Here is a 25748-nt window from a genome sequence, read left to right as displayed (position 1 = left end):
GTCGCGGGGCCGGTCATGAGCGCCGGTCCCTGGTCTTGGCGACGACCTCGACGAGGGTCTCGGCCAGGTCGCGTTCGGTCTCCACGCGGTGCACGGGGACGCCCGCGCGGCGCATGCCCGCGGTGAGGCCGGCCTCGCGGGTCGCCACGGCCTCGCGCAAGCGGACGCGGAGCAGGGGATCGGCGGAGTCCACGACGAGTTGCTCGCCGGTCTCGGCGTCCTCGACCACGATCAGGCCGGCCTCCGGGAGCACGTCGTCGGCGGTGTCCACGATGCGCAGGGCGACCACCTCGTGGCGGCGGGCCAGGCGCTGGAGCGAGCGTTCCCAGTCGCCTTCGCCGATGAAGTCCGACAGGACGAGGATGAGGGCGCGCCGCCGGGCCAGCCGTCCGGCCGCATCCAGCATCTCGGCCAGGTCAGTGGTCGCGCCGCCGCCACGACGTCCGCCGGAGGCGCGCTCGGCCGTGCGGTCCAGTTCGGCGGCGATGCGGAGGGCGTGTCTGCGGGACGTGCCGGGTGGCACGACGCGCAGCATCCCCGTGTCGTACAACAGCGCCCCCACCCGGTTCCCGCCCCGCCCGAACAGCCGGGTGAGGACCAGCGCCAGCTCGGCTAGCACGTCGTGCTTGGCCCGCCCGGGCCGGCCCGCCGCCATCGAGGCCGACCGGTCGAGCACGAGCCACACGGTCAGCTCGCGGTCCTCGGTGAACACCCGCATATGCGGCACGTCCAGCCGCGCGGTCACGTTCCAGTCGATGTGGCGGGCGTCGTCGCCCTCCATGTACGCCCGCAGCCCCGTGAAGTCGATCCCGGAGCCCCGGTACGTGGTGCGGTGTGCCCCCTGGAGCCGGCCGTCGAGCCTGCGGACGACCTTCCACTCCAGGCGGAGCAGGAGTTTCTCTGGGGCGGTTGCCATGGCGGGTCAGCGGTTCTGCAGAACGACGTCGGGGGCGCGGACGGCTCCGAGCACCCTGGTGACGATCGTGTCGGGGTCGATGTCGTCGGCGAGCGCCTCGTACGACAGGACGAGGCGGTGGCGCAGCACGTCGAGGGCGAGTTCGGCGAGGTCGTGCGGCAGGACGTAGTCCCGCCCGCGCAGGAACGCCAGCGCCCTGGCCCCGGTGACGAGCGCGATGGAGGCCCGGGGGCTGGCGCCGTGGGTGACGTACCGTTCCAGCTCGCCGAGCCCGGCCGTCGCCGGCGAGCGGGTGGCGGTGACCACGCGGACCGCGTAGTCGACGATCGCCGGGTCGACGTACACCTGCCGGGCGCGTTCCCGCATCGCCATCAGCTCACCGGTGGTCAGCATCGGCTGCGGCGGCTCGGGCGGGCGCAGCGCCCGCGCGACGATCGCCTGCTCCTCGGCCTGGGCCGGGTAGTCCACGATCACCTTCATCATGAACCGGTCGACCTGCGCCTCGGGCAGCGGGTACGTGCCCTCCGACTCGATCGGGTTCTCCGTCGCCATGACCAGGAACGGCTCAGGCACCCGGAACGTCTCGCGCCCGATCGTCACCTGGTGCTCCTGCATGACCTCCAGCAGGGCGCTCTGCACCTTGGCGGGGGCGCGGTTGATCTCGTCGGCCAGCAGCAGGTTCGCGAACACGGGGCCGAGCTCAGTCCTGAACTCGCCGGAATGCTGGTGGTAGACGCGGGTGCCGACGAGGTCGGCGGGCACCAGGTCGGGGGTGAACTGCACGCGCTGGAAGCTGCCGTCGACGGCGGCGGCGAGCGAGCGTACGGCGAGGGTCTTGGCCAGGCCCGGCACGCCCTCGACCAGCAGGTGGCCGTCGGCGATCAGCGCCACGGCCATGCGCTCGAGCAGCACGTCCTGTCCGACGATCGTGCGTTTGACCTCGAACAGCACCTGTTCGAGCGGGTGGGTCCGGCCCGGCTCCATCGGGGTCATGGGGTCCCTTCGTCTCATATCTGCAGTCCTTGGCCGGGCGGGCCGTCGCCGTCGTCGCCGCCGAGTGCCGCACCGATCGGCACCGCGAACGCGATCCCGGCGAACGCCTCGTCGCCCCCCGGGTCGGCGATCGAGACGACGATGCCGATCACCAGGCCGCGCGCGTCGAGGAGGGGGCCGCCGGAGCTGCCCGGGTTGACGGAGGCGTCGAACTGGATGAGCCCGTTCAGGTCACCGTCGTCGGAGGTGCGGTCGGCGGTCCTGTTCAGGCCGGAGACGACGCCGGTGGAGACGCTGTACGTCAGGCCGAGCGGGTTGCCGATCGCGATCACGGGCGCGCCGACGGTCACGCCGCCGCCGAGCGTCGCGGGGACGAGGACCTCGGGCAGCTTCGCGGGCTTGAGCGTGGCGACGTCGAGCTTCGGGCTCTCCGACGTGACCGCCGCCTTGGCCTTGGTGCCGTCCGCGAAGCGGAGTGTGACCTCTTTCGCGCCCTTGATGACGTGGTGCGCGGTCAGGATCGTGCCGTCGTCGGCCGCGATCACTCCCGTACCGAACGACTTGCCCGCCTGGACGACCACCACCGACGGGCCGACGCGTTCGAAGACGTCGGGCACGGTCAGGGTGGCGCTGGGTGAGGGTGTCGGGCTGGGGCTCGGCGCGGCCTGCTCGGCGCCGCCCGTGACGCTGCCCAGCGCGTACGCCAGGACCGCGACGACCAGTAGCGCCGCACCTGCGGCGACGATCCACCGGACGCGTTGCCCGGCCCCGGCCCCCTGGGCTGCCTCATCCGCCTGCGCCCCGTTGACGTCGGTGGCCGCACGGTCCGCCTGCGGCACACGCTCCATCGCCCCATAGTCATAAATCTCAGGCGAAAGTGCTACAAACTTCGCCTGAGAACTTCATGAGAACCGCCTCCTGGTTTGACGGCTTGCGTAGGGGTAGGCGTCGGCCCCGTAGAGGACGCGCGGCGAGGGAGGGGTCCATGCGCCGGTTGCTGGCGATCGTGAACGCGGCGGCGGGCGGCGCCGGCGACGACGTGGTCGCGGACATCATGACCGTGCTGCACGAGCACGCCGACACCGTGGAGGTCCGTCTCGACGACCCCGGCGCGCTGGCCAAGGCCCTGGACGAGCACCCCGACCGGGACCCGGTCGTCCTCGGCGGCGACGGCACGCTGCACACCCTGGTCGCCACCCTGTCAGAACGGGACGAGCTGGCCACCAGGACCGTCGGCCTAATCCCGCTGGGCACCGGCAACGACCTGGCACGCGGGCTCGGCGTACCGCTCGACCCGGTGGAGGCCGCACGGGCGGCGGCGTCGGGCCGTCCCCGGCCGCTCGATCTGCTGCGCGACGACGAGGGCGGCATCGTGGTCAACGCCGTGCACATCGGCGTGGGCGTCGAGGCGGCCCGCACCGCCACGCCGCTCAAGCCGGTGCTGCGCCGCTTCGCGTACGCGGTGGGGAGTCTGGTGGCGGGCGCGCGTACCAAGGGAATGCCGCTCAAGGTGGAGGTGGACGGCCAGGTGGTCGCGGACGGCCGGCGCCGGGTTCTCATGGTCGGCATCGGCAACGGCACCTCGATCGGCGGCGGCACGCCCCTCACCCCCGACGCCCGCCCCTCCGACGGGCTCGCGGACGTGGTCGTCTCGTTCGCCACCGGCCCGCTGCAGCGGCTCATGTACGGGGTGCTGCTCAAGCTCGGCCGGCACACCGACCGGCCGGAGGTGGTCACCGTACGCGGGACGCGCGTCCACGTGTCGGGCCCCGGCCTGCACATCAACGCCGACGGCGAGCTGGCCGGCCCGCACGCCGCCCGCACCTGGACCGTCGAGCCCCACGCCTGGCGGATGGTTGCACCTCAAGCGGCTTGAGGTCCCATAGTGGCGGCATGGACGAGTTCTACTCGATCGGGGACGCCGCCCGCCGCACCGGCCTGAGCGTCAGCGCGATCCGCTTCTACGCCGACGCCGGCATCGTCGCCCCCACCCGCCTGACCGGGTCCGGCACCCGCCGGTACGACCTGCGCGCCATCGCCCGTCTCGACCTCGTCCGCACCCTGCGCGACCTGGACACGGGCCTGGACGACATCCGCCGCCTCCTGGCCGGCGAGACCACCCTGCACGACCTGTTCGTCCTGCACCTTGAGCTGGTCGAACGCCAGGAACGCACGTTGCGCGCCCGCCGCGCGGTGCTCCGCACACTGGTCGGCCAGGGCGGCACCATCGAGCAGGCCGCCCTCATGCAGCGGCTTGTGTCGATGTCCGACGAGGAGCGCGAACGCCTGATCGACGACTTCTGGACGGAAGTCAGCGCGGGGCTGGACGCCTCCCCCATCTTCGTAGACAGCCTTCGAGCCATCCGCCCCCACTTGCCCGACGACCCCACCGCCACCCAGTTGGAAGCCTGGATCGAGCTTGGCGATCTGGTAGGAGACCCGGACTTCCGCCAAGCAGTCCGCACCTACCTCCAGGACGCCTACACCACCCCACAGGCCCGCCTTATGACCACCACCCCCGTCCAGGAGTTCATCCACGTGACGGGAACAGAGATCATGGCGTCCTTACTGACCGCCCACCGCGAGGGCCTCCCACCGGACGCCCCCGAGGTAAGAGCCGCCGCCACCCGCCTCGCCGCGGCCACCGCCGACCTGACCGGCGAACAGCCGGACGCCGCCTTCACGTCCGACCTGGCCGCCAAGTTCCGCCTGATCGCAGAGATCGAACGCGAGCCCTTGGACGAGGACCCCGCCTTCGACTCGACCCACGGCAGATACCTGTCCCTGGTGGCCACCATCAACGCCACCCCACCCGACCCCCCCTTCCCCTTCACCTGGCTCGCCACCGCCCTCCTCGCCACGACGGATCATCCATCGGATTCGCGCTAACCTCGGACATGGTCGATCAGCTGCCAGACACCCGAACTCGGATTGGACCGCGCAGGAGAGCCATCGCCTTCATGCTTGCCGTCCAGCTTCTGCGCCCGCCGACGGGCGGCCTCGTAGCGGTCGACCAGTCTCCGGGAGGTTCGGGAACTCGTCCACGTCGAACATGCACCAGTACTCGTCGAAGGCACGACCGCGCCCGCGCTTCTCCTCGCGCTGGTCCGCTCGCTTGCGCTCACTGGCCGCACGGACCAGAGCGAGCGGAACGCTGTGGAAGTCATCGATGGTCACGATGACCCGGTCCCTGAAGAGCCGATTCCAGTGCTGCAGGTAGAGCACCTCGGTCTTGGTGCCCTCGGTGAACACGTAGAGCGTCCGCCTGGTGCTGAGCTTCGCCGGTGCCCTCTGCGTACGGCTGCGCGGTTTACGGGTCATTCGTGGCCACCGGTTATGAGGCGGGCGACTTCGACGAACTCCTCATGGCTGACGATGGGCGTCGCACCGTAACGGCCGGAGAGGTACCGCTTACCGATGGCCTCCTCCTGGCGTGGTGACAGGTCCGACAGGGGGTAAAGGCGGCTTCGGCCGTCCGCGAGCTTCTCGGTGAACCAGATCTGGTCCCGCCCCAGAGAGCGCGGGCGCGTCGCGTTGCCCAGGAGCGAAGGCGCATGGGAGCTGAAGATGAGCTGCGCTCCCTTGGGGTTGGCCTCGGGATCCTGAAACAGACCGATGATCCGCTCGGTGAGGATGGGGTGCAGGCTCGACTCCAGCTCGTCGACCAGCAGCACGGTCCCCGCTTGGAGAGCCTCGAAGACGGGCCCCACGATCCCCAGCCACACGAGGGTGCCCAGCGACTCCTCCGACACGTTGAAGTCGACGTCGTCGCGCGTGCCACGGTGGGTGAGCACTAAACCCAGCTCGGTGAGGTCGATGTCCGGGAATCCTTCGGCGTCGTCCTCGTGCCCGGCCAGGATCAGCATGGCGCGGCGGACTCGATCGAGCACCTTGGGGTCGGGAGGCCGGATCTTGACGTCGGCGATGCCGAGATCCGCCGCGCGAAGGAGCGCCAGGACCTGTTCCCTGCTCGAATCCTCGCGAAGGAGCTGCGCGGTGAACGCCCATCTCGCCTGCCTGCTGGAGGCCTCTGCCAGCTTCAGATTCCGTCCGAACCAGTCGTAGAGCGGGAGCAGATCAGGATGGCCGCCCGCAGCCGCGGCCGACAGGAAAAGGGCATTCGGCCTGACGATGCGCTCGATCGCCCGCCCGATCGTCCGCTTACCTGCGGGTATGTCCACCTGTTCGCCGTCTTTGCGCTCGAAGAGCAGTGCCGCGCGGCCGTGCGGATAGCGGTATGCCCATTCGTGGAGAACGCGCCTGTTGTCCAGAATGACGCCGTACTCGTGACGCACGCCGTCGAGCACGAGATCGACCTCGTAACGGGTCGGCTGCTCGGCCGCCTCAGGGTCGAGCCGGAAGCAGTGACGGTGAACGCCCCCGGACGGGTCGCCGGACCGAAACGAGAACAGCACGAGTTCCCGCAGGTCGTGGAAGGCCTTGAGCAGGTTCGTCTTGCCCGAGGCATTGGCGCCGAACACGCCTGCCGAAGGGAGAACCCGGAGGGGCCGGCCGCTCTTCCGGTGCCAGTGGACGTCCCTCGGCACGCCCTCCTCGGCCTGAGCCGTCGCCTCCAGCGAAAAGTCCAACTCGTCATAGAACGAGTAGATGTTCTCCGCCCGAAACGCCAGAAGCATCGAGAGCCGATCCGCTTCGCTGTCCATCATGAGAGCGATTATTTCGGAAAACCTGCAATTTCACAATTCAGATTGACCGTAACCGCAACGACGTCGTCGCCTTAGGCCATGCACCAACGACAGTAAAAGCCGCCAATGGGGACAGGCCGCCGAAGCTTTTAAACAGACTGTTTGCAACAGTAAGTTGACAAAGTTCCGTTGCTGTCGGCAGAGTGAGTCCATGCAGAACTCCCAGCAGTCCGATCCCTTCATCCCGCCGCACCCCGAGCAGGCGCGGGCCGAGCGTGTCCACGCGTCCCTCTTCCGGATCGCCGAGCGGCATGCCGCCACCGACGAGCAGCGGCTTCGGCAGGTTCATCCCTCGATGCTCGGGCCGCATGAAGCCGTCAGGCTGGTGACGTTCCTGCTCAGCGGGGCCGCCTCTTTCGACGACGGGGAGCCGGCCGTGGATCAGGCGGACATCACCGCCACGTTGAGTCTTGTTCCGCTGGTGCGGAGTGAGATGGATGCGCTGGAGGCCGGGCTGCTGGAGATGGCGCGAGGCCGTGGGATGACGTGGCAGGAGATCGCGTTCGGACTGGGGCTGGGCACCGCACAGGCGGCTCGGCAGCGGTACGAGCGGCTCGCCGGTCGGACGGCCGCCGAGGAGGCGCCCTGACTTTGGGCCTTGCGCGGGGGCAGGTTCTCCGTTAATCCTTAGGAAACTTTCCTAAGAGATCGAGGGAGTGGTCACGTGCGTAGACTCCTGGCCCACCTGGCGGCGTTATGCCTGGCCGCGGGCGTGCTCGCCGTGCTCGTGCCGAGTGCGGCGAACGCCGCCGCCTGCGTCGGCGCCTGGAGCTCCTCCGCCGTCTACACCGGCGGGGCGACGGCGTCGTACAACGGGCGCAACTGGAGGGCCCAGTGGTGGACCCAGGGCGAGACGCCGGGCAGCGCCGCCGTCTGGGCCGACCAGGGCACCTGCACCGGCGGCAGCGGCGGCGGGACGTCCTGTAACTACCCGAACTGGGTGGCGGGACAGTGGTACGCCGTGGGCAGCATCGTCCGCTACACCGACGGCAACCACTACATCGCCGTCCATGAGAACCCCGGCTACGACCCGGTGATCAGCCACTGGTACTGGGATCCGTACACCTGCGACGGCGGCGGCCCGACCGACCCGCCGCCCGACCCGTCCGGGTTCGTGGTGAGCCAGGCGCAGTTCGACCAGATGTTCCCGGGCCGGAACTCCTTCTACACCTACAGCGGCCTCGTCGCGGCCCTGAGCGCGTACCCCGCCTTCGCCAAGACCGGCAGCGACACCGTCAGGAAGCAGGAGGCGGCGGCCTTCCTCGCGAACGTCGGCCACGAGACCGGCGGCCTCGTCCACATCGTGGAGCAGAACACCGCGAACTACTCCCACTACTGCGACCCCGGCCAGTCGTTCGGCTGCCCGGCCGGCCAGTCCGCCTACTACGGCCGCGGCCCCATGCAGCTGAGCTGGAACTACAACTACAAGGCCGCGGGTGACGCGCTCGGCCTGCCGCTGCTCACCAACCCGTGGCTGGTGCAGCAGGACGCGTCCGTCGCCTGGAAGACGGCCATCTGGTATTGGATGACCCAGAACGGCCCCGGCACCATGACCGCGCACAACGCGATCGTCAACGGCCGCGGGTTCGGCGAGACCATCCGGAGCATCAACGGCCGCGTGGAGTGCAACGGCGGCAACCCGGCGCAGGTCCAGAGCCGGATCACCACCTACCAGCGCTTCACCCAGATCCTCGGCGTCTCGCCGGGCGGCAACCTCTCCTGCTGACCCCTTCATCTCCGACGGCCCGCCCCCTCTGGTGGCGGGCCGTTCAGGGTTTGGTGATCGCGCCGGACTCCTGCCACTTGGCGTACTTGGTGGTGAAGACCGATTCGTACGTGCCGTTCGAGCCCATCGGCACCTTCCACGCCAGCTCGAACCTCGCGGGCCGGTTCTGGGAGCCGAGGGTCAGCTCGTACGTGATGAAGGACTTGTCGTCGTCCGGCACCTGGCCGCCCAGCCACGAGGCGAGCAGGGTCCGCAGCCGGCCGGCCGCCGTGGTGGTGGGCAGACCACCCGAGTAGGTGCGGCCCTTGACCTGGAAGGTCGTGCTGTTCTGGACGACGTCCCTGATGACGGACGGTCCCGCGGTGCCCGCTACCAGCAGGGCGAACCACGGCTTGTCGGCCGTCTTCTGCTCCAGGGACAGGGCTCGGGCGCCCGGCCGGTCCACGTACAGCTCGTCGTCCGCGATGACGTAGTCCGCGGCTCCTGAGCCGTCGGCGGGAGTCACGTGCATGGTGAAGGCGTCGGAGTCGGAGGCGTCGTCGTGGTGCAGGCGGCCGGAGGCCACGGCGGTGGCCGCGCTCTGGGTGAAGCCGCCCTCGTACGAGAAGGTCGCGGCGGGGGTCGCGCTGAGCGCGAGGTCCAGGGCGGCGGCCAGGCCGGCCTGGGTACGGGGCGCGGGTGCCGACGTGCGGGTGGCCGGTTCGGTGGCGGGGGTGACATCCCGGCCGGTGGTGCTGGTCGGCTCCCGCTCGCCGGGCTCGGTGGCGTTCGGTCGTTGCCCGGTGGTCTCGGTCGCGTCCGGTCCTTGGGCGGTGGTCGCGCCAGGGAGGGTGTTCAGCAGGATCACGCCCGTGAGCACGGCGGCCGTCGCGACGGCGGCGACCGGCACGACCTTGACGCGACGCCGGGGCGGCACGGTCGCCGGCTGCCCCGAGGGCCCGGGGGCGGCTCCCGGCCAGGGAGGTGCGCTGCCCGTGCGGGACGGCCAGGTGCGCTTGACGCGGTCGGTGATGTCGGCGGCCGCGTCCACCGGGGCGACGGGCTGCCCGCGCCACGCGGTGGCGACCGCCGCGAGCACCTCGCCCATCGCCGGCCGCTGCTCGGGCGCCTTCGACAGGGCCCGATCGGCCAGGGCTCTGAGCGCGGGCGGTAAGGCGGTGGTGTCCACCGGGTTCCGCAGCACGCGCAGCGCGAGCACCTCGGGCCGCTCGCTCCCGTACGGCTGCCGCCCCGTCGCCGCGTACACGACGACCAGCGCCCAGCCGTACACGTCGGCGGCCGGACCGGTCGGGCCGCCCGCGTACTCCTCGGGGCTCACCCACCCCGGCGAGCCCACCACGTGACCGGTCGCCGTCAGGGCGGTGCCGTCGAGGGCGCGGGCGATGCCGAAGTCCACCAGCCGGGGCCCGTCCGGCGACAGCATCACGTTGGACGGCTTCAGGTCGCGGTGCACGACCCCGGCCGCGTGCACGGCGGTCAGCGCCTCGGCGAGCCCGGCGGCCAGGCCGTACAGCTCGTCACCGCGCAGCGGGCCGTGCTCGGCGACGTGCTCGGTCAGGGTCAGGCCCGCGATGTACTCGGTGGCCAGCCAGGGCCGCGCCGCGCCGGCGCCGTCGGCCAGGATGCGTACGCAGCAGGCGCCCCGCACCCGGCGCAGCATCGCGACCTCGCGCCGGAACCGCGCCCTGAACTCCTGGTCGGCGGCATGCGAGTCGTGGATGAGCTTCACGGCCGCGCGCTGCCCGGCCGCGTCCACGCCGGCGTACACGACCCCCATTCCGCCGGCGCCGAGCCGCCCCACGATCCGGTACGGCCCCACCTGCTCCGGGTCGCGCGTCGGGCCTGGCACCGCTTCCCCCTCCGCCCGCGACGACGATGATCGCGAGCAGACTATCGCCCGGAGTCCCCCGGTATCAGGCGAACTCGTCGAGCCTGTCCCCCGGCACCAGCGCGCCGAGCCGCCGCACCGCCTGGTAGTACGACCAGGCGAGCCGCTCGCACACCCTCCTGCGCGCCCCTTCGTGACCGGCGCACACCTGGCGCAGGTCGTGCAGGAAGGCGTCGTCCACGTGCGCCTTGTTCTCCGCGAACCGGCTGACCGCCTTGTAGTTGCGGTAGCCGAAGTCGTGCCGCGTGCAGGGCATCCTGAAGTCGAAGCCGAGCGGCTTGTCGGGGCTGGCCGAGCACTGGTCGGTGGTCCAGTCGAAGGCGTACGCGGCCCACGACCCCTGGTCGGACCAGGCGTCCCGCCAGGCGGCCGAGCTGGCGTCGGTGGGCTGGGTGAACGCGGCGAGCGTGGCCAGCTTCTGTGCCAGCGTCACGGCGTGCGCCGGAGCCGGATGCGTGAGAACGGCGGTGGTCAGGGCGAGGGCGGCGAAGGATCGTCCGAGCATGAGAGCCTGCCTGTCGGGCCGGAACCTGTCCAGGCAAGCCTCGCCCGATCACCCGTCAACGCGGGGAGACACGCTTGGGGCCTCCCCCAAGTTTTAGTAGATGCGGTACTTCTTGCCGCAGTTGTCGAACTTCCCTGCCCAGCAGGTGAACGTGTAGACCTTCTTGATCCCGTGCCCGCTCCACGTGCCGACGACCTTGCCGTCCCACGCCTTGTTGAACTTCGTCCAGTGGCCGTTCTGGTAGACCTCGAACCAGACCCAGCCCTTCTTCCCGCCGCGCTTGTCCACCCCGTACCACTTCGTGAACACCTTGCCACCCGACTTCCACGTCTTGCCGAACGTGTACGCCTTGTGGTCGCTGGAGAACACCTTCCCCCACGACGTCCCGGTGCCGGCCTGGGCCGGCGCGGCCATCGCCAGGCCGGTGACAGCCATCGAACCGGCAAGAGCAGCGATCGCCAGAGTCTTACGCATGTCGGGTTCCTCCCCGTCGTCGGTGTGATCCGTTGACAGGGACATTACGGAGACCCGCGCAGAACAACTGTGGACGAATGCACACAGCGAACGTGACGCCCGTCACAGCGACCTTGAGACGCTCTCTTATGCGCATGAGCGGAACGACCATGGCCCGTCTCACCTGCTGCGGGCCACCATGAAGGCATGATGCTTCTGGCTCTCATCACCCTCCTGCTGCACGGCGCCCTCACGGGCCTGTTCTACGCCTTCTCCATGTCCGTCATGCCGGGTCTGAACGCCATCGACCCCGCCCAGGCCGAGGCGGCGATGCGCAGTATCAACCGGAAGATCCTCAACCCGTGGCTGTACATCGCCTTCATGGGCTCGCCCCTGGCCGCGCTGGCGGCCGGGATCGTGGGCGGCTCGCCGTGGTTCTACGCCGCGGCGGCGGTCAACGCGGTCGGGTCGTTCCTCGTCACGGTGGCAATCAACGTACCGATGAACAACGCCCTGGACGCCGGCACCATGTCCTACCAGGAGTACGCGCCGCGCTGGACCCGCTGGAACACGATCAGGACCGTGGCCTGCGCGGCGGGCCTCGTCCTGGCCGGCGTCGGACTGACCACCCTGTGAAGAGCGTTCCCGGGCGGGTGGCAGGATCGGGCTTGTTGCACTGACTGCGTCATGAGAGGCATCTGCAGATGGCACCGAGCATCGCCACCGCCCGCCGCGTCGAGCTCCCCGACCTGCTCGACTTCCTCCGTCCCCGCCACCACGGCCTGCTCTCCACCACCCGCTCCGACGGCCGCCCCCAGCTCTCGCCGGTCTCGTGCGGTGTGGACGAGTCAGGCCGCATCGTGGTGTCCACCTATCCCGACCGCGCCAAGGCCGTGAACGCCCGCCGCGACCCCCGCGTGTCGATGTGCGTGCTGTCCGACGACTGGAACGGCCCTTACGTGCAGGTCGACGGGCAGGCCGAGGTGCTCGACATGCCGGCCGCACTGGAGCCGCTGGTCGAGTACTACCGGTGCATCGCCGGCGAGCACCCCGACTGGGACGAATACCGCCAGGCCATGCGCCGCCAGGACAAGTCGCTGATCCGCATCACCATCGACCGCTGGGGGCCCATCGCGACGGGCGGCTTCCCCGCCCGCCTCGTGGACAAGGACTGACAGACTCAGGACCGCCTCAGGACTTCGCGCACAGGGCCGCCTCAGGACTTCGCGCACAGGGCCGCGTCCAGGGCGGCCTCGACGTGCTGCTGGGCGGGCGCGGTCGTCGGCAGGTGGGTGACCGCGATGGCGGCGGCGCGGCCGTCCTCGGTGGCGGCGTTCGTCGTGTAGAAACCGGGGATCGCCCCGCCGTGGCCCCAAGCCGTGCCCCCGCAGGACAGCTTGACGGCGCTGATGCCGAGCCCGTACCGGCCGCCGGGGCCCAGCTCAGGCGCCTTGACGGTGGTGCGCATCTGCTTGAGCTGCGCGGGCTTGAGCAGCTTGCCGTCGAGCAGCGCGGTGAAGAAGCGGTTGAGGTCGCTCGGCGTCGAGATCATCTGGCCGGCGGTCCACGCGCCGGACGGCTCATAGGTGGACACGTCGGTCATCGGCTTGGCCGGGTCGTCGCGGTGGTAGCCGGTCGGGTGCGGGTCGCGGATGCTCTGGTCGCCGACGTTCGGAAAGTACGTGTGGATGAGGCCCAGCTTCTTGACGGTCCGCTTCTCGATCTCCTCGGCGGCCGGGCGGCCGGTGACCTTCTCGATGATCAGGCCGGCGACGAGAAAGTTGGTGTTCGTGTACGACCACTTCGTGCCGGGCGCGAACTGGGCCTTCTTCTTCAGCGCCATGTCCAGGAGGTCGCGGGGCTGGAAGTAGGTGTGCTGGTACGGCAGCGCGCCCTTCGCCAGGAAGTCGGTGTACTCGGGCAGGCCGCTGGTGTGCTGGAGCAGCTGCCGTACGGTGATGCGCCGGCCGTCGACGCCCTTGCCGCGCAGCAGGCCCGGCAGATACTTCTCGACCGGGCCGTCCAGCTTGACCTTCCCCTCCCCGACCAGCTGCAGGATCGTCACCGCCGTGAAGGTCTTGGTGTTGCTGCCGATGCGTACGTACCCGTCGGCGGGCGGCTCGCCCTTGCCTGCCGTGTAGTCGGTCATCTCGCCGTCCTCGTCCTGGATGGTCGCGATGGCGGCGGGGAACTTGTCGTTGGTGACCAGGTCGTCTAGAACGTCCTGGAAAGGCGCCTCGGGGGCGGCGGCGTGGGCGGCGGTCACGGCGGGGCCGGCCAGGACGGCGAGGGCGAGAGCGGAGGCGCCGGTCCAGCGGAGGGTGCGTCGAGTGATCATGCTGGAAACGCTACTGAGCGCGGTCAGGCCGTCGCGATCCCGTAGACGGGCCGGCACAAGGTAGCGCTAGCTGTACCACCTCTTCCGTCATCCCCGCACCAACCCGCGCCCGCCCACTGCGTTGCGGCTGGATTCTGCCTGTCGCTAGCTTTCCCGGGCGCGCAGGATCGCCTCCAGCGCCGCCCGTACGGCGGCGCGCGTCGGTTCGAGCATGACCCCGCGTTCGCGCAGCAGGCCGACCGACTTCTCGCGCAGCAGGCCGAGCAGCAGGTGCTCGGTGCCGACGTAGTTGTGCCGCAGCTCGGCCGTCTCCAGCAGCGCCGCCTGGAGGGCGCGGCGGGCGTCGGCGCCGATGGGCAGCGCGGCGGGCGACCCAGGACCCTCGGTGAGCTGCCGCTCCAGGTCGGCCCTGAGCGCGGCCGGGTCCGCGCCCTGGGCGGCGATCGCCCGTACGGCCAGCGTCTGCGGATCGTCGAGGATGCCGAGCAGCAGGTGATCGGCCCCGACGGCGGTGGCCCCTCGCCGGCGGGCGTGGGCCTCGGCCCGTTCCAGGGTCTGCTTGGCGCGGCCGGTGTAGCGGTCGAACGCGCCCGACTGCGCGAGGTCGGCCACGGTCAGGCTGGACCAGCGGCGGCCGTACCGCTGCTGGGCGGCCTGGCGGCTGATGCCGAGGTGGTCGCCGATGTCGGACCACGAGCAGCCCTCGGCCCTGGCCAGCTCGACGAGGTAGCCGAGCAGCCGGTCGCCGACCCCCTCCAGTTCGGACAGCACGCCTTCGGCGACGGTGAGGCGGCTCAAGGGGTCGGCGGCCTCACTGCGCTCTTCGACGATCGACAGCAGGGCGGTGAGGTCGGGCAGCTCGGGCACTATCCCATTATGCTGTCAAGGTAATCCTTGACAGTTTGGAAGCGTCAAGGCCATCGTTGACGCATGGACATCAAGAAGCTGGCGGAGGCGCTGGACGTCCTCACGCCGGAGATCCTCGGCCACTGCGGCGCCCCCGGTCTCTCACTCGCCGTCGGCGTGGGCACGGAGGTGGCGCTGACCAGGGCGTACGGGCTGGCGGACGTCGCCACCGGCCGCCCCATGACCCCCGACACGGTCGGCCCCACGGGCTCCGACTGCAAGGCGTACACCGCCGTCGCCGCCCTCCAGCTCGTCGAACGCGGCGTGATCGGCCTGGACGACCCCTTGGACGAGCACGTACGCAACCCTCTCGGGGAACGTTCCATCACCTTGCGCGACCTGCTGACCCATCGCAGCGGCCTGGGCACGAACATGGGCAACTGGGACCACGTCCCGCCCCCGCCGCTGGGCGAGCACCTGCGGCGCGTCCTGACCGAGGCCCGGTCCGACGCGTACGGGGGCACGCTGCTGCCGTTCTGGGCCGCGCCCGTCGGCGAGCGCTACACGTACAGCAACATCGGCATCGCCCTGGTCGGGCACCTGGTCGAGCTGCTCAACCCCGACGGCGTGACGTTCTCGGAGTGGGTCGCGCGACACGTGTTCGCCCCGCTGGGGATGACCACAACGGTGTTCCCGCGCGCTCAACACCCCGACCACGTGCCCGCCGACCTGCTGGCCCGCCGCTCCACCGGCTACGCCACCCTGCCGGGCCTCCGCCTCACGCTGCCGCCCCTCTACCCCGGCGACTGGCCGGCCGGCTCGGCGCTGACCACGCCGTCCGATCACACCCGCTTCATCCTGGCCCTCCTGAACGGCGGCGAACTGGACTCAGGCCGGGTGCTGGCGCCGGAGACCACCCAAGACATGCTCACCACCCAGGCGTCTGGCGGCACCCTCACGGGCCCCAGCGCGGAGGCGTCCGTGGGCTTCGTGTTCAACGTGTTCGACGGCGGCGACCACCCGTACATCGGCCACGGCGGCGAGTACCTGTGGGGCTGGAACCACTTCACGAGAGGCTGGATGAAGGACCGCGTGGTGCTGGTCATCTCCACCAACCAGTACGACCTCGGCGATCTCGGCCTCTCCGACCGCCCCAGCCACGCCGCCGCCCGCCTGGTCGCCGACGTCGTCACGGCTTGGGTCCACGGCACCGACCCCCGCCCCCGCCGCTCCCCGGTCTCGGGCCGCAGCTACCTGGCGGGCCTCCTGGTAGGCGACCGCCTCACCACCCGCCTCGGCATAGCCACCCCGCCCACCCCGGAGTCGATCACCAGAATGGCCGCAGAAGCCGAGGTCACAGGTGGCTGGGACTCCGAGGCGTTCGCGGAAGGCGTCCGCCAGGTCCGCCTGACGGCGAACCCCCTCGTGGACAACGCCCTGACCATCCGCCGGGAACTCCCGGACCACGAGGCAGAACTCCTCAAGAGACAACTCGGCGTCCCGAACCTGGGCGCCCAGGCCCGCGCCAAGGCCGCCTCATGACCCACCTGCCGACGCCCAGCCCCGTCAGGCGGAGCCGGTCAGTTGGGCGTCGCTGACCGGGACGAAGCCCGTTCCCGCGCGGTAGTTCGGGGACTGGTGGCGGAAGTAGGTGTTGTAGACCTGGCAGTAGCGGCCCCCGCGCGCCAGCAGCGAGGCGTGGTCGCCTTCCTCCACGATGCGCCCGTGGTCGAGCACGATGATGCGATCGACGTGCTCGATGGTGGACAGCCGGTGGGCGATGACGATGGAGGTGCGGCCGGCGAGCACCACGTCGAGACCCTCCTGGATCTGCGCCTCGGTCAGCGGATCGACGCTGGCCGTGGCCTCGTCGAGCACGACGATGGCCGGGTCCTGGATGAGCAGCCGGGCCAGGGCGACGAGCTGCCGCTGCCCCATGGACAGCGCCCGCCCGTGCTCGCCGACGTCGGTCCGCAGCCCGTCGGGCAGCGCCTCGATCCAGTCGCCGTCGCCCACGGCCGAGGCGGCGGCGAGCACCTCCTCGTCGGTGGCGTCGGGCCGCGGGTAGCGGATGTTGTCGGCGACGGTGCCGCTGAACAGGAACGGAGCCTGCGGCACCGCACCGATCTGCCGCCGGTAGGAGCCGAGGTCGAGCGTACGGATGTCATGCCCGTCGATCAGCAGCTTCCCGTCCTGGAACTCGTAGAACCGGGTGATCAGCTTGCTGAGCGTGGACTTGCCGGCCCCGGTGTGCCCGACGAGGGCCACGCTCTCGCCCGCCTCGATGGTCAGGTCGAAGTCGCGCAGTACGGGATGCGCGGGGTCGTACCCGAACGTGACGCCCTGGAACTCGATGCGTCCGGCCAGCCGCCCGACCGGCTTCGCGTCGGTCTGCACGACCCGGGCCGGCGCGTCGATCAGCGCGAACACCCGCTCCGAGGCCGACAGCCCCTGCTGGAACTGCGACCAGAACGCCGCGATGGACGTGAGCGGCATCCAGAAGAGCGCGACCCCCTGGAGGAACAGGTACCAGTCACCGGCGGTCAGCCCTCGGCTGAGCACCGCCGAGCCGCCGAGCTGGACGAGCGCGACGGTCGCCAGCCCCGCCACGAGGAACAGCACCGGAAAGATCCCGGAGAAGACGAACCCCTGCCGCAGCGTCACCTGGTAGCTCTGCCGGTTGATCGGCCGGAACTCGTCGTAGACCTGCTGCTCCTGGCGGAAGTTCTTCGCGACGGCGATGCCGCCCATGGTCTCCTGCAGGTTGGCGTTGACCCGGCTGAGCGAGCGCTGCGCCTGGCGGGTGCTGGCCCGCGCGAGCCGCCTGAACAGCAGCGCCAGCCCCACCACCACGGGCACGATCAGCAGCGTCAGCAGCGCCAGCTCGACACTGCGCAGGAACAGCAGCGCCGTGACGATGCCGACCATCAGGACCTGGCTGATCAGATCCATCGTCAGGGTGGAGACCGTGGCGAAGTCATCGGTGTCGGAGGTGACCCGGCTGACGATGCGCCCGGACGGCGTCTCGTCGTAGAAGGACATGTCACGCTCGAGAACCGCGTCGAAGGCGTCTTCGCGCAGCTTGAGCACCACGTCGCCGGTGACGCGCGAGCTGAACGACTGGCGTACGAAGTTGAACACCCACCCGAGCGCCCCCGCCGCCAGCAGCCCCAGCACGAACATCCACCCGACCCGCCCGATCGAGCCGTCGGCGATGGCGTCCACGACGTGGCTGGTCAGCAGCGGCACGAACGCCTGACTGGTGGACGACAGCACGATCATCACGGCGACCAGCACCATCGACCCCAGCTTGGGCCGGAAGTAGGTCAGGATGCGGCGCAACAGGTCACGATCGTTGTAGGTGCGGTCGTAGTCCTCGGCGTCGAGGCCGTCCATGATGAAGCCCATCAGCGCACACCCCCCTGCTCCTGCGCGAGCGCCTGCGCATCGGGCCCGGCGTAGTCGGCCTCGTCGTAATGAGCGAAGATGCGGCGGTAGAGGCGACTACGGGCGATCAGCTCGTCATGGGTCCCGCAGTCGACCAGCTCACCCCGCCGCAGCAGCACGACCTTGTCGGCCCAGCGGATCTGCGAGAGCCGATGGGTGATCAGCAATGTCGTACGCCCTTCGAGCACCCGCCCGATCGCCTGCTGGATCTTGTCCTCGGTCGCGGAGTCGATGGCGCTGGTGGAGTCGTCGAGGATGAGGATCGCCGGGTCGGTGAGCAGCGCCCGCGCGATGGCCAGCCGCTGCCGCTGCCCGCCCGACAGGGTGACCCCACGCTCGCCGATCACCGTGTCGTAGCCATCTTCCAGCTCGGCGACGAACTCGGCGGCCTGCGCGTCCTCGGCCGCCCTGACCACGGCCTCGCGATCGGCTCGCTGCCCCATGCTGAACGCGATGTTCTCGGCCACGGACCGCGAGAACAGCACGATGTCCTGCTCGATCGTGGAGATCTGGGACCGCAGCGAGTCGAGGTCCCAGGCGCGTACGTCCACGCCATCGACCAGAATGCGCCCGGACGTGACGTCGTAGATGCGCGGCACCAGCTTGGTCAGCGTGCTCTTGCCCGACCCGGTCTCCCCCACGATCGCCACCGTCTCGCCGGGTTCGACGGTGAAGCTGACCCCGCGCAGCGCCGGCTCGCCGTCGTCGTAGCCGAACGTGACGTCCTCGAAGACGATCTCGCCGGATATGCGGCCGGCATGCCCGTCGGCGGGCTGGTGCAGCTCGGTCTCGGCGGTCACGATGCCGAGGATGCGCCGCGAGGAGGCGATGCCGATCTGCACCAGCGAGAACGTGAAGATCGACATCTGGGTGGGAAAGCCGAGCATGACCATCAGCCCCATGAACGCCACCAGGTCGCCCACGCTGATCGCACCCATGCCCTGGAGATAGAGCCCGTGCCACAAAGCTCCGGCAAGTGCGCAGGCGAACAGCAACGTCGGCAGGTAGCGAGCCTGGACGAGCCCGTTGCGTACGAAAAGATCCCGGTAGCGGCGCGCGTTGGCACGGAACCGCGCCCGCTCCTGCCCCTCCTGCGCCATCACCTTGATCACCTCGATGCCGCGCACCGCCTGGTTGAGCCCGGCGTTGACCTCGCCGAACTGCTCCCGCATCTGCGTCGCGACCGGGTTGAGCTGGCGCATGTAGTGCCAGAGCGCGAACACGAAGATCACCGCGAACACCCCGGGCGCCAGCAGCAGCCGCGGGTCGATGGCGGCGATGAAGAACAGCGGCACCAGCCCTGAAAGCCCCGAGTCGACGATCAGATCGACGCCAGGAGAGATCATGAAGGACAACTGCCTGATGTCGTTGGCGGCACGGGCCATCAGGTCACCGACCCGCTGCCGGTTGTGGAAGGTCTGGCTCTTGCCGAGCAGGCCGGCGTAGAGCTCGTCGCGCGCGTCGCGTTCGAGCCGCTTGGCCAGCATTTCGCTGGACATGCGGGCCACCAGGTCGAACAGCCCGCGCGCGACGACGATGGCGAGCAGCGTCGCCACGATCAGCCCCAGCGTGCGGGCCGCCGCGCCACCGCCGCCCAGCACGGCGTCGAACGCGGCCCCCGTGAGCTGCGGGACGGCGGAGTTGAGCACCGTCATCACGACCGAGCCGCCGAGGAACCCCGCGAGCTGCAGCGGATGGCGGCGCAGATGGGACCAGAGCCAGCGCACCGGGCCGCGCCGGTCGAAGCGCGGACCGGTCACGACGAACTCGGAGCTGGTGGTCACGGACATGGTCTCCCCGGCCGGTGGTGAGCGTACGCGGACCTGATGTGTATCACCGGGGTCCGACAGTTTCCCACCGGTTAAACGGCCGCCGCGCACCCGGCCCCGCGCACCCGGCCCCGCGCACCCGGCACCGCGCACCCGGCCCCGCACACCCGGCCCCGCACACCCGGCCCCGCACGCCGGGCGCGCGCGGTCAGGGAAGGGTGGCCGTGACGGGAGTACGAAGCACGCCGAGCCGGTCGATCTCGACCTCCACCACGTCACCGGGCTGCAGCAGCCAGGGCGGCGTGCGCACGTAGCCGACGCCGTCGGGGGTGCCGGTGGCGATGACGTCGCCGGGGTTGAGCGTGAGCGTGCGGCTGATCAGCGACAACACCTCGCCGACGCCGAAGATCATGTCGCGGGTGTTGCCGTCCTGGACGACAGTCCCATTCACCCTGGTACGCACCCGCAGCCCGTCCCGCAGATCCCCCACCTCGTCGGCGGTCACGATCGGCCCCAGGGGGCCGCTGCGGTCGGCGTTCTTGCCCAAGGTCCACTGGCTGGTGAGCTTCTGGGCGCGGCGCGCGGTCAGGTCGTTGAAGGTGGAGTAGCCGAGCACGGCCCTCAGCGCGGTCGTGGGGTCGGCGTCGCGCACCGGCTCCGCGACGTACGCCGCCACCTCCCCCTCCCAGTCCAGCCCCGCCTCACCGGCCGGCACCGCGACCGGCACCCCGCCCACGCTCAGCGACGCCGTCCACCGCCCGAACAACGTCGGATGCTCAGGCACCTCGAAGGAGCCCTCGGCCGCGTGCGCCCGGTAGTTCAATCCCACGCAGATCACCCGCGCGGACGGCGGCACCGGCGGCACGAACGTCACAGCCTCCGTGGAGAGCGTGACGTTGCCGTCGGCCAGCCGCAGCCCCTCCCTGATGCCCGCCACCTTGGCGACCAGGCTGCGCGCGTCGGCCCAGAACTCGTTCACCTCGGCGAGCAGCGTCACCGTGTCGCCGTCGAGCCGCGCGACCCGTACGACGTCGTCCCCGCGGACGCGTACCCCGACGAGCCTCACTGCCCCTCCTTCCAGTCCAACGGGACCAGCTTGATGTCGAACGTGATCTCCTCGTACCCGTCCGTACGCCGCACCGGCTCGCGCACCAGCGCGTCCTTCACCGCGTACGCCGCGTCGGAGCCCAGATAGGGGTCGCCGGCGAGGAAGACGTGCGTGGTCAGCGGCCGGTATCCGGCGGCGGTGACCCGGTAGTGGAAGTGCGCAGGCCGCATGGGATGCCGCCCGACCGCCCGCAGCAGCCGTCCCGCGGTGCCGTCGGTCGGCACGGGGTAGCTGCTCGGCCGGATCGTACGGAACCGGTAGCGCCCCTCCGCGTCCGTGGTGAACAGGCCGCGCAGGTTGCCGAGATCCTGGCTGTCGTCCTGGGTGTCGTACAGGCCGGTGTCGTTGGCCTGCCACACGTCCACCACGGCGCCCGGCAGCGGCGTGCCGTCGCAGTCGAGCACCCGTCCCTGCACCACGGCCGGCGTCCCGCGCTCCCGCTCGGGCCCGGCACTGATCCACGCGCCCGGCTCCCGCTCGGGGGCGGGCGAGTGGAACGGCCCCTCCACCGAGGACGGCGTCATGCCCTCGGGGCCCTCGTTGTTCACGTCGTCCACGGCGCTGGTCAGACCGAGCATGTCGGACAGCAGGATGAACTCGTTGCGGTGCGGGGTGCACATCTGCCCGGTCTCTATGAGGAAGTCGAGCCCCGCGATCCACTCGCGCTCGGTGGGCCGCACCTCCTCGACGAAGACGTGCAGGTGCTTGACGAGCGCGGAGACCACCTCGTTGACCCGGGGATCGGGCCCGTCGATCTGGCTCAGGACCTGGCGCAGCAGCGGGGTCACATCGTCCTCCAAAGGCTTGACTCGGAGCGTAGCGCCGCCGCGCACAATTGACCAGAATGGTTCGGGTGTTTTCCGGTTCACCTCCGACCCGCGCCGAGTCCCTCGCCGCCGACATCGAGTCCATGATCGACGCCCGCGGCCTCGGCCCCGGCGACCTGATCGGCACCATGGACGGCTTCCGCGACCTGTCGGGCTACGGCCGCGCCACGATCAGCGAGGCGGCCCGGCTGCTCAGCGACCGCGGCACGGTGGAGATCCGCCCGGGCCGCAACGGCGGCCTGTTCGTCGCCGCCCCCAACCCGATCGTCCGCCTCCGCCACACTCTGCTCTCAGTACGCTCGCTGCCGACGACGGTGGCCGACGCGATAGCCGTACGCGACTCCTTGGAACCGTTGATCGCGCTGGACGCCGCCCGCCACCGCACAAAGCAGGACATCACCGCCCTACGCAAGCTCCTCACAGCACTCAAGCGAGCCACCACCGACAGGAACCGCTTTATGCGCGCGAACTGGGCCCTCCACGAACGCATCGCCGAGATCACCCCGAACCACCTGGCCAAAGCGGTCTACTTGTCCATGACCCGCTGCATCTCCGACCTGTCCGACCACGCCACCCCCGACTCCGGCACCGACCCGGCCGCCTACCTGCGCCACCGCGTGGAGGTCCACGCCGAGCTGGTCGAGGCGATCGCCGCCGGCGACATAGCCCGCACCACCACCGCCGTAGAACGCCACCGAGCCCCGGCCTCGGCACACCTTGATGATCAACATGGCCGAGTGTGGATAGGGATGTGATCGTCAAGCCCGGAGGAGGGTGGCCGCGAGGATCCCGGCGAGCCATTCCTCGTACTCGGTCTCGGTCCACCCGCAGACCTCGGTCAGCTTCTCGAAGTTCTCCGTCGAGGTGAGGACGTAGATCTGCTCGGCTGCCCTGGCCGGGGCGAGGCCCGGCCGCAGAGCTCCGAGCGCGTGCAGGTGGTGGGCCGGACCGTGACTGCCCTTCAGCCGCTCGCGTTCGATGCCGGCCAGGACCTCCTGGAGCCCCGCGTCGGCCGGTGAGGCTGCGGCGGCCGCACGCAGGACGCGGTGCACGGGCTGGACGCGCCGGAGGATCCCGGTGGCCATGGCGGCGTACCGGGCCAGCTTGCGTACGGGATCGGGTTCGTCGATGATCGCCTGGACCTCGGGGCGGTCGCTCTGGAGCAGGGGCCGGGCGTCGCCGGCCAGTGTGATGTCGTAGACGAGCTTGGCCAGGGCGGGTTTGCCGCCGGGAGATGACGTGTACAGCGTCTGGAGCGCCACGCCGGCCTCACGGGCGACCTCGGCCATGGTCGTGTCGGCGTAACCCTTACTGATCATCAATTCCCGCGCCGCGCCCGCGATCTTTCGCCGCGTGGCCTCGGCCTGCTCCTGCCGTAGAACGCTGGAGTAGGGGCGACGCTTCTTCTGCCCAGTCATCGCGCACCATGATTCCAGACTTATATTGACTAGAAGCTCATCTAATGAAAAAGTGCACTTCTAGTCGATTTTCTACATGGAAGGGCTCCGCGATGTCTTCGGTGCTCGCCGCGTCCAGGATGGTCGCGCTGCTGCTGGTCGGCCTGTACGCGGGCGGCGTCGTCTTCGTGGTGCTCGCCCCGTCCGTGGCGCGTCTGCCGGGACCCGCCTACGTCCGGTACTGGCAGGCGCTCAACGTCGACTACGGCCGCGCCATGCCGCCGCTGCTGCTGACCGGCATCGCGGCGCTGACCATCGTGGCCGTCCTGTCGTGGCGCCGCGGATGGTTCAGCTTCGGCGTCAGCGCGGCCGCCCTGATCCTGGTGATCCTCACCGTCGCCCTCACCCTGACGGGCCTGGAGCCCCTCAACCGGATGGTGGACGCCTGGGACCCCGACCTCTTACCCGCCGACTGGCACGAGAGCCACCGGCGGTGGCTGACCCTGCACTTCATCCGGACGGCACTCGCGCTCGCCGCGTTCGCCTGCCTGATCATCGTTCAGGCATTCGACCGCGACTGAACGCCGACCCATCAGCCGACCCGATCGGGTAGTCACCCGGACAGGACATAGGTCTCCCGCTGCGCCTCGGGGATGAGACCGGGCAGGTCGATCCGCGCGGTCTGCGGCATCTGCCGTAGTACGTCCGCGAGCTGCCGGCCCACCCCCTTGAGGAAGCGCCTGGCGTCCTCGTCGTCGCCGTGCCACAGGTCGGAGAACTCCCAGCCGCCCTTGTTGACCACCATGTCGAAGCGGCTCTGCGCGGTCGTGATGATCTCGGCGGCGGCGGTGAGGCCGTGCGCGACCTGGCCGTGGGTGGCGGCCAGACCGCGGACGTTCTCGTAGATCTTCCGGAGCGACTGCTGGGCCTCGTCGGCTGCGGCCCCCTGCCAGGGTGCGTCCCTGATCTCCCGCGCGCGCGACATCAGCCCGTGCGTGACCTCGACCAGCCCGCCGGCGATGCCGGTGACCGTGCTCGCGTAGGAGGTCAGTCCCTCCGGCTTCCAGCTCATGAGCTTGTACCTGATGGAGGTACGGCTGTCGTCGTCCATCCAGGGCTCGTTCGCCACCCAGTTCCCGATCACGTCGTCGACGTTCGCATACGGTGCGAGCAGCTCGACCGATCCCGACGGGTAGACGTTGGTCACCCGGTAGCGGTCGGCTCGATCCGAGCTGACCCCACTCCCGAGCTGGTGCTTGGACAGCCAGGGGTCCTGGTCGACCAGTTCGTAGTTGCGCCCGCTCGTCGCGACCTTTCTGGCCGCCATCGCCGTCTCCATCATCACGTCCGTGGTCAGCGAGCACAACGCGTCCTCGAAGGCGCCGACCAAGGTCGTCCAGGTCTGCGCGGCCCCCTACCCCGCCGGGTGGTAACCCATGCGGTCAGCGAAATCGTCGAGGTGCGGCTTGGGCAGGCGCTTGTGAACCTCCTCGAACTCGGTCATGAAGTGCGTGCCGATGGTCCGCAGGCGGGCGTGATCGACCTCGTACCCGTCGACGCGCTCCATACCGAGCCCTGGCCAGTAGTCCTGCCGCTGCGGATAGGGCTCCCACGCCGACCATTCGTCCTGGAGGGAGGGTTGGGGTTCACGTGACATGATCGTTAAGCTATGAGCCCGCGCTGACGGGCCGATGAAGATCAGGTGAACGCAACCTCAAGGCTAGGTCCTCCTTCGTACAGGACATGGCTGCCGAGTACCGCACAGGGCCCTGGCCGCCTCGTGCGGCCCAGCGTCACGCATCACGTATCGGACGGTCTCGTCACAGCCGTGCCTGTCGTGATCGCGTCGGCCCCGCCATAGGCCGGCACTCATCACAGGCCGGCTCCAGCAGCGGGACCTCCTCCCAAGGCGAGGCACCGCCTTGGGCACACGACAGATCGGCCCGCACCTCCTCGACGAAGGCGTGCAGATGCTTGACGAGCGCGGAGACCACCTCGTTGACCCGGGGATCGGGCCCGTCGATCTGGCTCAGGACCTGTCGCAGCAGCGGGGTCACATAGTCCTCCAAAGGCTTGACCGGAGCGTAGCGCCGCCGCGCTCGATTGACCAGAATGGTTCGGGTGTTTTCCGGTTCACCTCCGACCCGCGCCGAGTCCCTCGCCGCCGACATCGAGTCCATGATCGACGCCCGCGGCCTCGGCCCCGGCGACCTGATCGGCACCATGGACGGCTTCCGCGACCTGTCGGGCTACGGCCGCGCCACGATCAGCGAGGCGGCCCGGCTGCTCAGCGACCGCGGCACGGTGGAGATCCGCCCGGGCCGCAACGGCGGCCTGTTCGTCGCCGCCCCCAACCCCATCGTCCGCCTCCGCCACACCCTGCTCTCGGTCCGCTCGATGCCGACGACAGTGGCCGACGCGATAGCCGTACGCGACTCATTGGAGCCCTTGATCGCGGCAGACGCCGCCCGCCACCGCACCAAGCAAGACATCACGGACCTACGCAAACTCCTCACGGCACTGAAGCGCGCGACGTCCGACAGAACCCGCTTCATCCGCGCAAACCTGGCCCTGCACGAACGCATAGCCGAAATAACTCCGAACCACCTGGCCAAAGCCGTCTACCTGACGATGACCCGCTGCATCTCAGACTTGTCCGCCCACGCCACCCCCGACTCCACCACCGACCCGACCGCGTACCTGCGGCGCCGCGTAGAGGTCCACACGGAGTTGGTGGAGGCCATCACAGCCAGCGACATACCCCGCACCACCACCGCCGTAGAACGCCATCGAGAAGCCAGGCCCGGCCTCTAGGAATGTCCTGAGATG

The 25748-nt window shown here is 70.1% G+C and carries 28 protein-coding genes; 10 read left to right on the top strand and 18 right to left on the bottom strand.

Translation table 11 applies throughout. From position 1 onward, the window contains the following. Positions 1-13 precede the first annotated feature (13 nt). From ABZW11_RS11260 to ABZW11_RS11250, 3 genes are read right to left on the bottom strand one after another with little or no spacing between them, the layout of a single operon-like run. Positions 14-916, bottom strand: coding sequence for a DUF58 domain-containing protein (locus ABZW11_RS11260; RefSeq protein WP_355415150.1), 903 nt, complete (start codon positions 914-916; stop codon positions 14-16). A 6-nt stretch (positions 917-922) separates the two neighbouring features. Beyond that, complete coding sequence (locus ABZW11_RS11255) at positions 923-1927, bottom strand: MoxR family ATPase (RefSeq protein WP_355415148.1); 1005 nt, start codon at positions 1925-1927, stop codon at positions 923-925. After that, positions 1924-2757 (bottom strand): trypsin-like peptidase domain-containing protein, encoded by an 834-nt coding sequence (locus ABZW11_RS11250; RefSeq protein ID WP_355415146.1) that lies wholly within the window; start codon positions 2755-2757, stop codon positions 1924-1926. Before ABZW11_RS11250 ends, ABZW11_RS11255 begins: the two co-directional genes overlap by 4 nt. Positions 2758-2894: 137 nt before the next feature. Here ABZW11_RS11250 and ABZW11_RS11245 point away from each other — a divergent pair, with 137 nt between their 5' ends. Then, entirely contained in the window at positions 2895-3785 is an 891-nt protein-coding gene (locus ABZW11_RS11245) for a YegS/Rv2252/BmrU family lipid kinase (RefSeq protein ID WP_355415144.1), read from the top strand. Between the two features lie 17 nt (positions 3786-3802). Beyond that, positions 3803-4798: a MerR family transcriptional regulator gene (locus ABZW11_RS11240; RefSeq protein ID WP_355415142.1), complete on the top strand. Its 996-nt coding sequence runs from the start codon at positions 3803-3805 to the stop codon at positions 4796-4798. Positions 4799-4867: 69 nt separating this feature from the next. On the opposite strand, the gene ABZW11_RS11235 is transcribed toward ABZW11_RS11240, so the two are convergent. After that, complete coding sequence (locus tag ABZW11_RS11235) at positions 4868-5230, bottom strand: RloB family protein (RefSeq protein WP_355415140.1); 363 nt, start codon at positions 5228-5230, stop codon at positions 4868-4870. Next, the gene (locus ABZW11_RS11230; protein ID WP_355415138.1) at positions 5227-6576 is read right to left on the bottom strand and encodes an ATP-binding protein; all 1350 of its coding nucleotides are present in this window, start codon (positions 6574-6576) and stop codon (positions 5227-5229) included. Before ABZW11_RS11230 ends, ABZW11_RS11235 begins: the two co-directional genes overlap by 4 nt. A 190-nt stretch (positions 6577-6766) precedes the next feature. Between ABZW11_RS11230 and ABZW11_RS11225 the strand changes: the two genes are divergently transcribed. Then, positions 6767-7204 (top strand): DNA-binding protein, encoded by a 438-nt coding sequence (locus tag ABZW11_RS11225; protein WP_355415136.1) that lies wholly within the window; start codon positions 6767-6769, stop codon positions 7202-7204. Positions 7205-7279: 75 nt separating this feature from the next. Continuing rightward, positions 7280-8341 (top strand): glycoside hydrolase family 19 protein, encoded by a 1062-nt coding sequence (locus ABZW11_RS11220; RefSeq protein WP_355415134.1) that lies wholly within the window; start codon positions 7280-7282, stop codon positions 8339-8341. A 43-nt stretch (positions 8342-8384) separates the two neighbouring features. Here ABZW11_RS11220 and ABZW11_RS11215 read toward each other — a convergent pair whose 3' ends face one another. The 3 genes from ABZW11_RS11215 to ABZW11_RS11205 all read right to left on the bottom strand — a co-directional run bounded on the left by ABZW11_RS11215 (position 8385) and on the right by ABZW11_RS11205 (position 11208). Further along, positions 8385-10190, bottom strand: a complete 1806-nt coding sequence (locus tag ABZW11_RS11215) for a serine/threonine-protein kinase (protein ID WP_355415132.1) — start codon at positions 10188-10190, stop codon at positions 8385-8387. Positions 10191-10254: 64 nt separating this feature from the next. Beyond that, positions 10255-10734: a phospholipase gene (locus tag ABZW11_RS11210; protein ID WP_355415130.1), complete on the bottom strand. Its 480-nt coding sequence runs from the start codon at positions 10732-10734 to the stop codon at positions 10255-10257. A 93-nt stretch (positions 10735-10827) separates the two neighbouring features. Next, a complete protein-coding gene (locus tag ABZW11_RS11205) occupies positions 10828-11208 on the bottom strand; it encodes a hypothetical protein (RefSeq protein WP_355415128.1) in 381 nt (126 codons plus the stop codon). 186 nt (positions 11209-11394) lie between these two features. On the opposite strand from ABZW11_RS11205, the gene ABZW11_RS11200 reads away from it, so the two are divergent. Both ABZW11_RS11200 and ABZW11_RS11195 read left to right on the top strand, forming a co-directional pair. After that, on the top strand, positions 11395-11823 hold the full coding sequence (locus tag ABZW11_RS11200) for an anthrone oxygenase family protein (protein ID WP_355415126.1): 429 nt from the start codon (positions 11395-11397) through the stop codon (positions 11821-11823). A gap of 68 nt (positions 11824-11891) precedes the next feature. Continuing rightward, complete coding sequence (locus tag ABZW11_RS11195; RefSeq protein WP_355415124.1) at positions 11892-12362, top strand: PPOX class F420-dependent oxidoreductase; 471 nt, start codon at positions 11892-11894, stop codon at positions 12360-12362. 41 nt (positions 12363-12403) lie between these two features. Here ABZW11_RS11195 and ABZW11_RS11190 read toward each other — a convergent pair whose 3' ends face one another. Further along, positions 12404-13525 (bottom strand): serine hydrolase domain-containing protein, encoded by a 1122-nt coding sequence (locus ABZW11_RS11190; RefSeq protein ID WP_355415122.1) that lies wholly within the window; start codon positions 13523-13525, stop codon positions 12404-12406. Positions 13526-13669: 144 nt separating this feature from the next. Continuing rightward, positions 13670-14392: a Clp protease N-terminal domain-containing protein gene (locus tag ABZW11_RS11185; RefSeq protein WP_355415120.1), complete on the bottom strand. Its 723-nt coding sequence runs from the start codon at positions 14390-14392 to the stop codon at positions 13670-13672. A gap of 63 nt (positions 14393-14455) precedes the next feature. On the opposite strand from ABZW11_RS11185, the gene ABZW11_RS11180 reads away from it, so the two are divergent. After that, positions 14456-15913, top strand: a complete 1458-nt coding sequence (locus ABZW11_RS11180; protein ID WP_355415118.1) for a serine hydrolase domain-containing protein — start codon at positions 14456-14458, stop codon at positions 15911-15913. A 24-nt stretch (positions 15914-15937) separates the two neighbouring features. Here the strand turns inward: ABZW11_RS11180 and ABZW11_RS11175 are convergent, their stop codons facing one another. From ABZW11_RS11175 to ABZW11_RS11160, 4 genes are all read right to left on the bottom strand, one after another. Next, on the bottom strand, positions 15938-17779 hold the full coding sequence (locus ABZW11_RS11175) for an ABC transporter ATP-binding protein (RefSeq protein WP_355415116.1): 1842 nt from the start codon (positions 17777-17779) through the stop codon (positions 15938-15940). Beyond that, complete coding sequence (locus ABZW11_RS11170; protein WP_355415114.1) at positions 17779-19602, bottom strand: ABC transporter ATP-binding protein; 1824 nt, start codon at positions 19600-19602, stop codon at positions 17779-17781. Before ABZW11_RS11170 ends, ABZW11_RS11175 begins: the two co-directional genes overlap by 1 nt. 193 nt (positions 19603-19795) lie before the next feature. Continuing rightward, entirely contained in the window at positions 19796-20653 is an 858-nt protein-coding gene (locus ABZW11_RS11165; protein ID WP_355415112.1) for a fumarylacetoacetate hydrolase family protein, read from the bottom strand. Beyond that, positions 20650-21483 carry a dioxygenase gene (locus tag ABZW11_RS11160; protein ID WP_355415110.1) on the bottom strand — a complete coding sequence of 278 codons (834 nt, stop codon included), beginning with the start codon at positions 21481-21483 and terminating at the stop codon, positions 20650-20652. Before ABZW11_RS11160 ends, ABZW11_RS11165 begins: the two co-directional genes overlap by 4 nt. Before the next feature lie 56 nt (positions 21484-21539). On the opposite strand from ABZW11_RS11160, the gene ABZW11_RS11155 reads away from it, so the two are divergent. Then, the gene (locus ABZW11_RS11155; protein WP_355415108.1) at positions 21540-22277 is read left to right on the top strand and encodes an FCD domain-containing protein; all 738 of its coding nucleotides are present in this window, start codon (positions 21540-21542) and stop codon (positions 22275-22277) included. 3 nt (positions 22278-22280) lie between these two features. Here the strand turns inward: ABZW11_RS11155 and ABZW11_RS11150 are convergent, their stop codons facing one another. Continuing rightward, positions 22281-22940, bottom strand: coding sequence for a helix-turn-helix domain-containing protein (locus tag ABZW11_RS11150; RefSeq protein ID WP_355415106.1), 660 nt, complete (start codon positions 22938-22940; stop codon positions 22281-22283). Between the two features lie 92 nt (positions 22941-23032). Here ABZW11_RS11150 and ABZW11_RS11145 point away from each other — a divergent pair, with 92 nt between their 5' ends. Further along, a complete protein-coding gene (locus ABZW11_RS11145; RefSeq protein WP_355415104.1) occupies positions 23033-23500 on the top strand; it encodes a DUF1772 domain-containing protein in 468 nt (155 codons plus the stop codon). A gap of 32 nt (positions 23501-23532) precedes the next feature. Here ABZW11_RS11145 and ABZW11_RS11140 read toward each other — a convergent pair whose 3' ends face one another. The 3 genes from ABZW11_RS11140 to ABZW11_RS11130 form a co-directional block, all read right to left on the bottom strand. Beyond that, the gene (locus ABZW11_RS11140) at positions 23533-24309 is read right to left on the bottom strand and encodes a WXG100 family type VII secretion target (protein WP_355415102.1); all 777 of its coding nucleotides are present in this window, start codon (positions 24307-24309) and stop codon (positions 23533-23535) included. Between the two features lie 24 nt (positions 24310-24333). After that, on the bottom strand, positions 24334-24576 hold the full coding sequence (locus ABZW11_RS11135; protein ID WP_355415100.1) for a hypothetical protein: 243 nt from the start codon (positions 24574-24576) through the stop codon (positions 24334-24336). Between the two features lie 163 nt (positions 24577-24739). Next, positions 24740-25090 (bottom strand): hypothetical protein, encoded by a 351-nt coding sequence (locus tag ABZW11_RS11130; protein WP_355415098.1) that lies wholly within the window; start codon positions 25088-25090, stop codon positions 24740-24742. Between the two features lie 7 nt (positions 25091-25097). On the opposite strand from ABZW11_RS11130, the gene ABZW11_RS11125 reads away from it, so the two are divergent. Further along, the gene (locus tag ABZW11_RS11125; protein ID WP_355415096.1) at positions 25098-25733 is read left to right on the top strand and encodes an FCD domain-containing protein; all 636 of its coding nucleotides are present in this window, start codon (positions 25098-25100) and stop codon (positions 25731-25733) included. Positions 25734-25748 lie beyond the last annotated feature (15 nt).

This window comes from Nonomuraea sp. NPDC004580 (assembly GCF_040609855.1).
Taxonomy (GTDB): domain Bacteria; phylum Actinomycetota; class Actinomycetes; order Streptosporangiales; family Streptosporangiaceae; genus Nonomuraea; species Nonomuraea salmonea.
The sequence above is the reverse complement of the archived record's forward strand: the minus strand, read 5'-3'. Positions and strand labels throughout refer to the sequence as shown.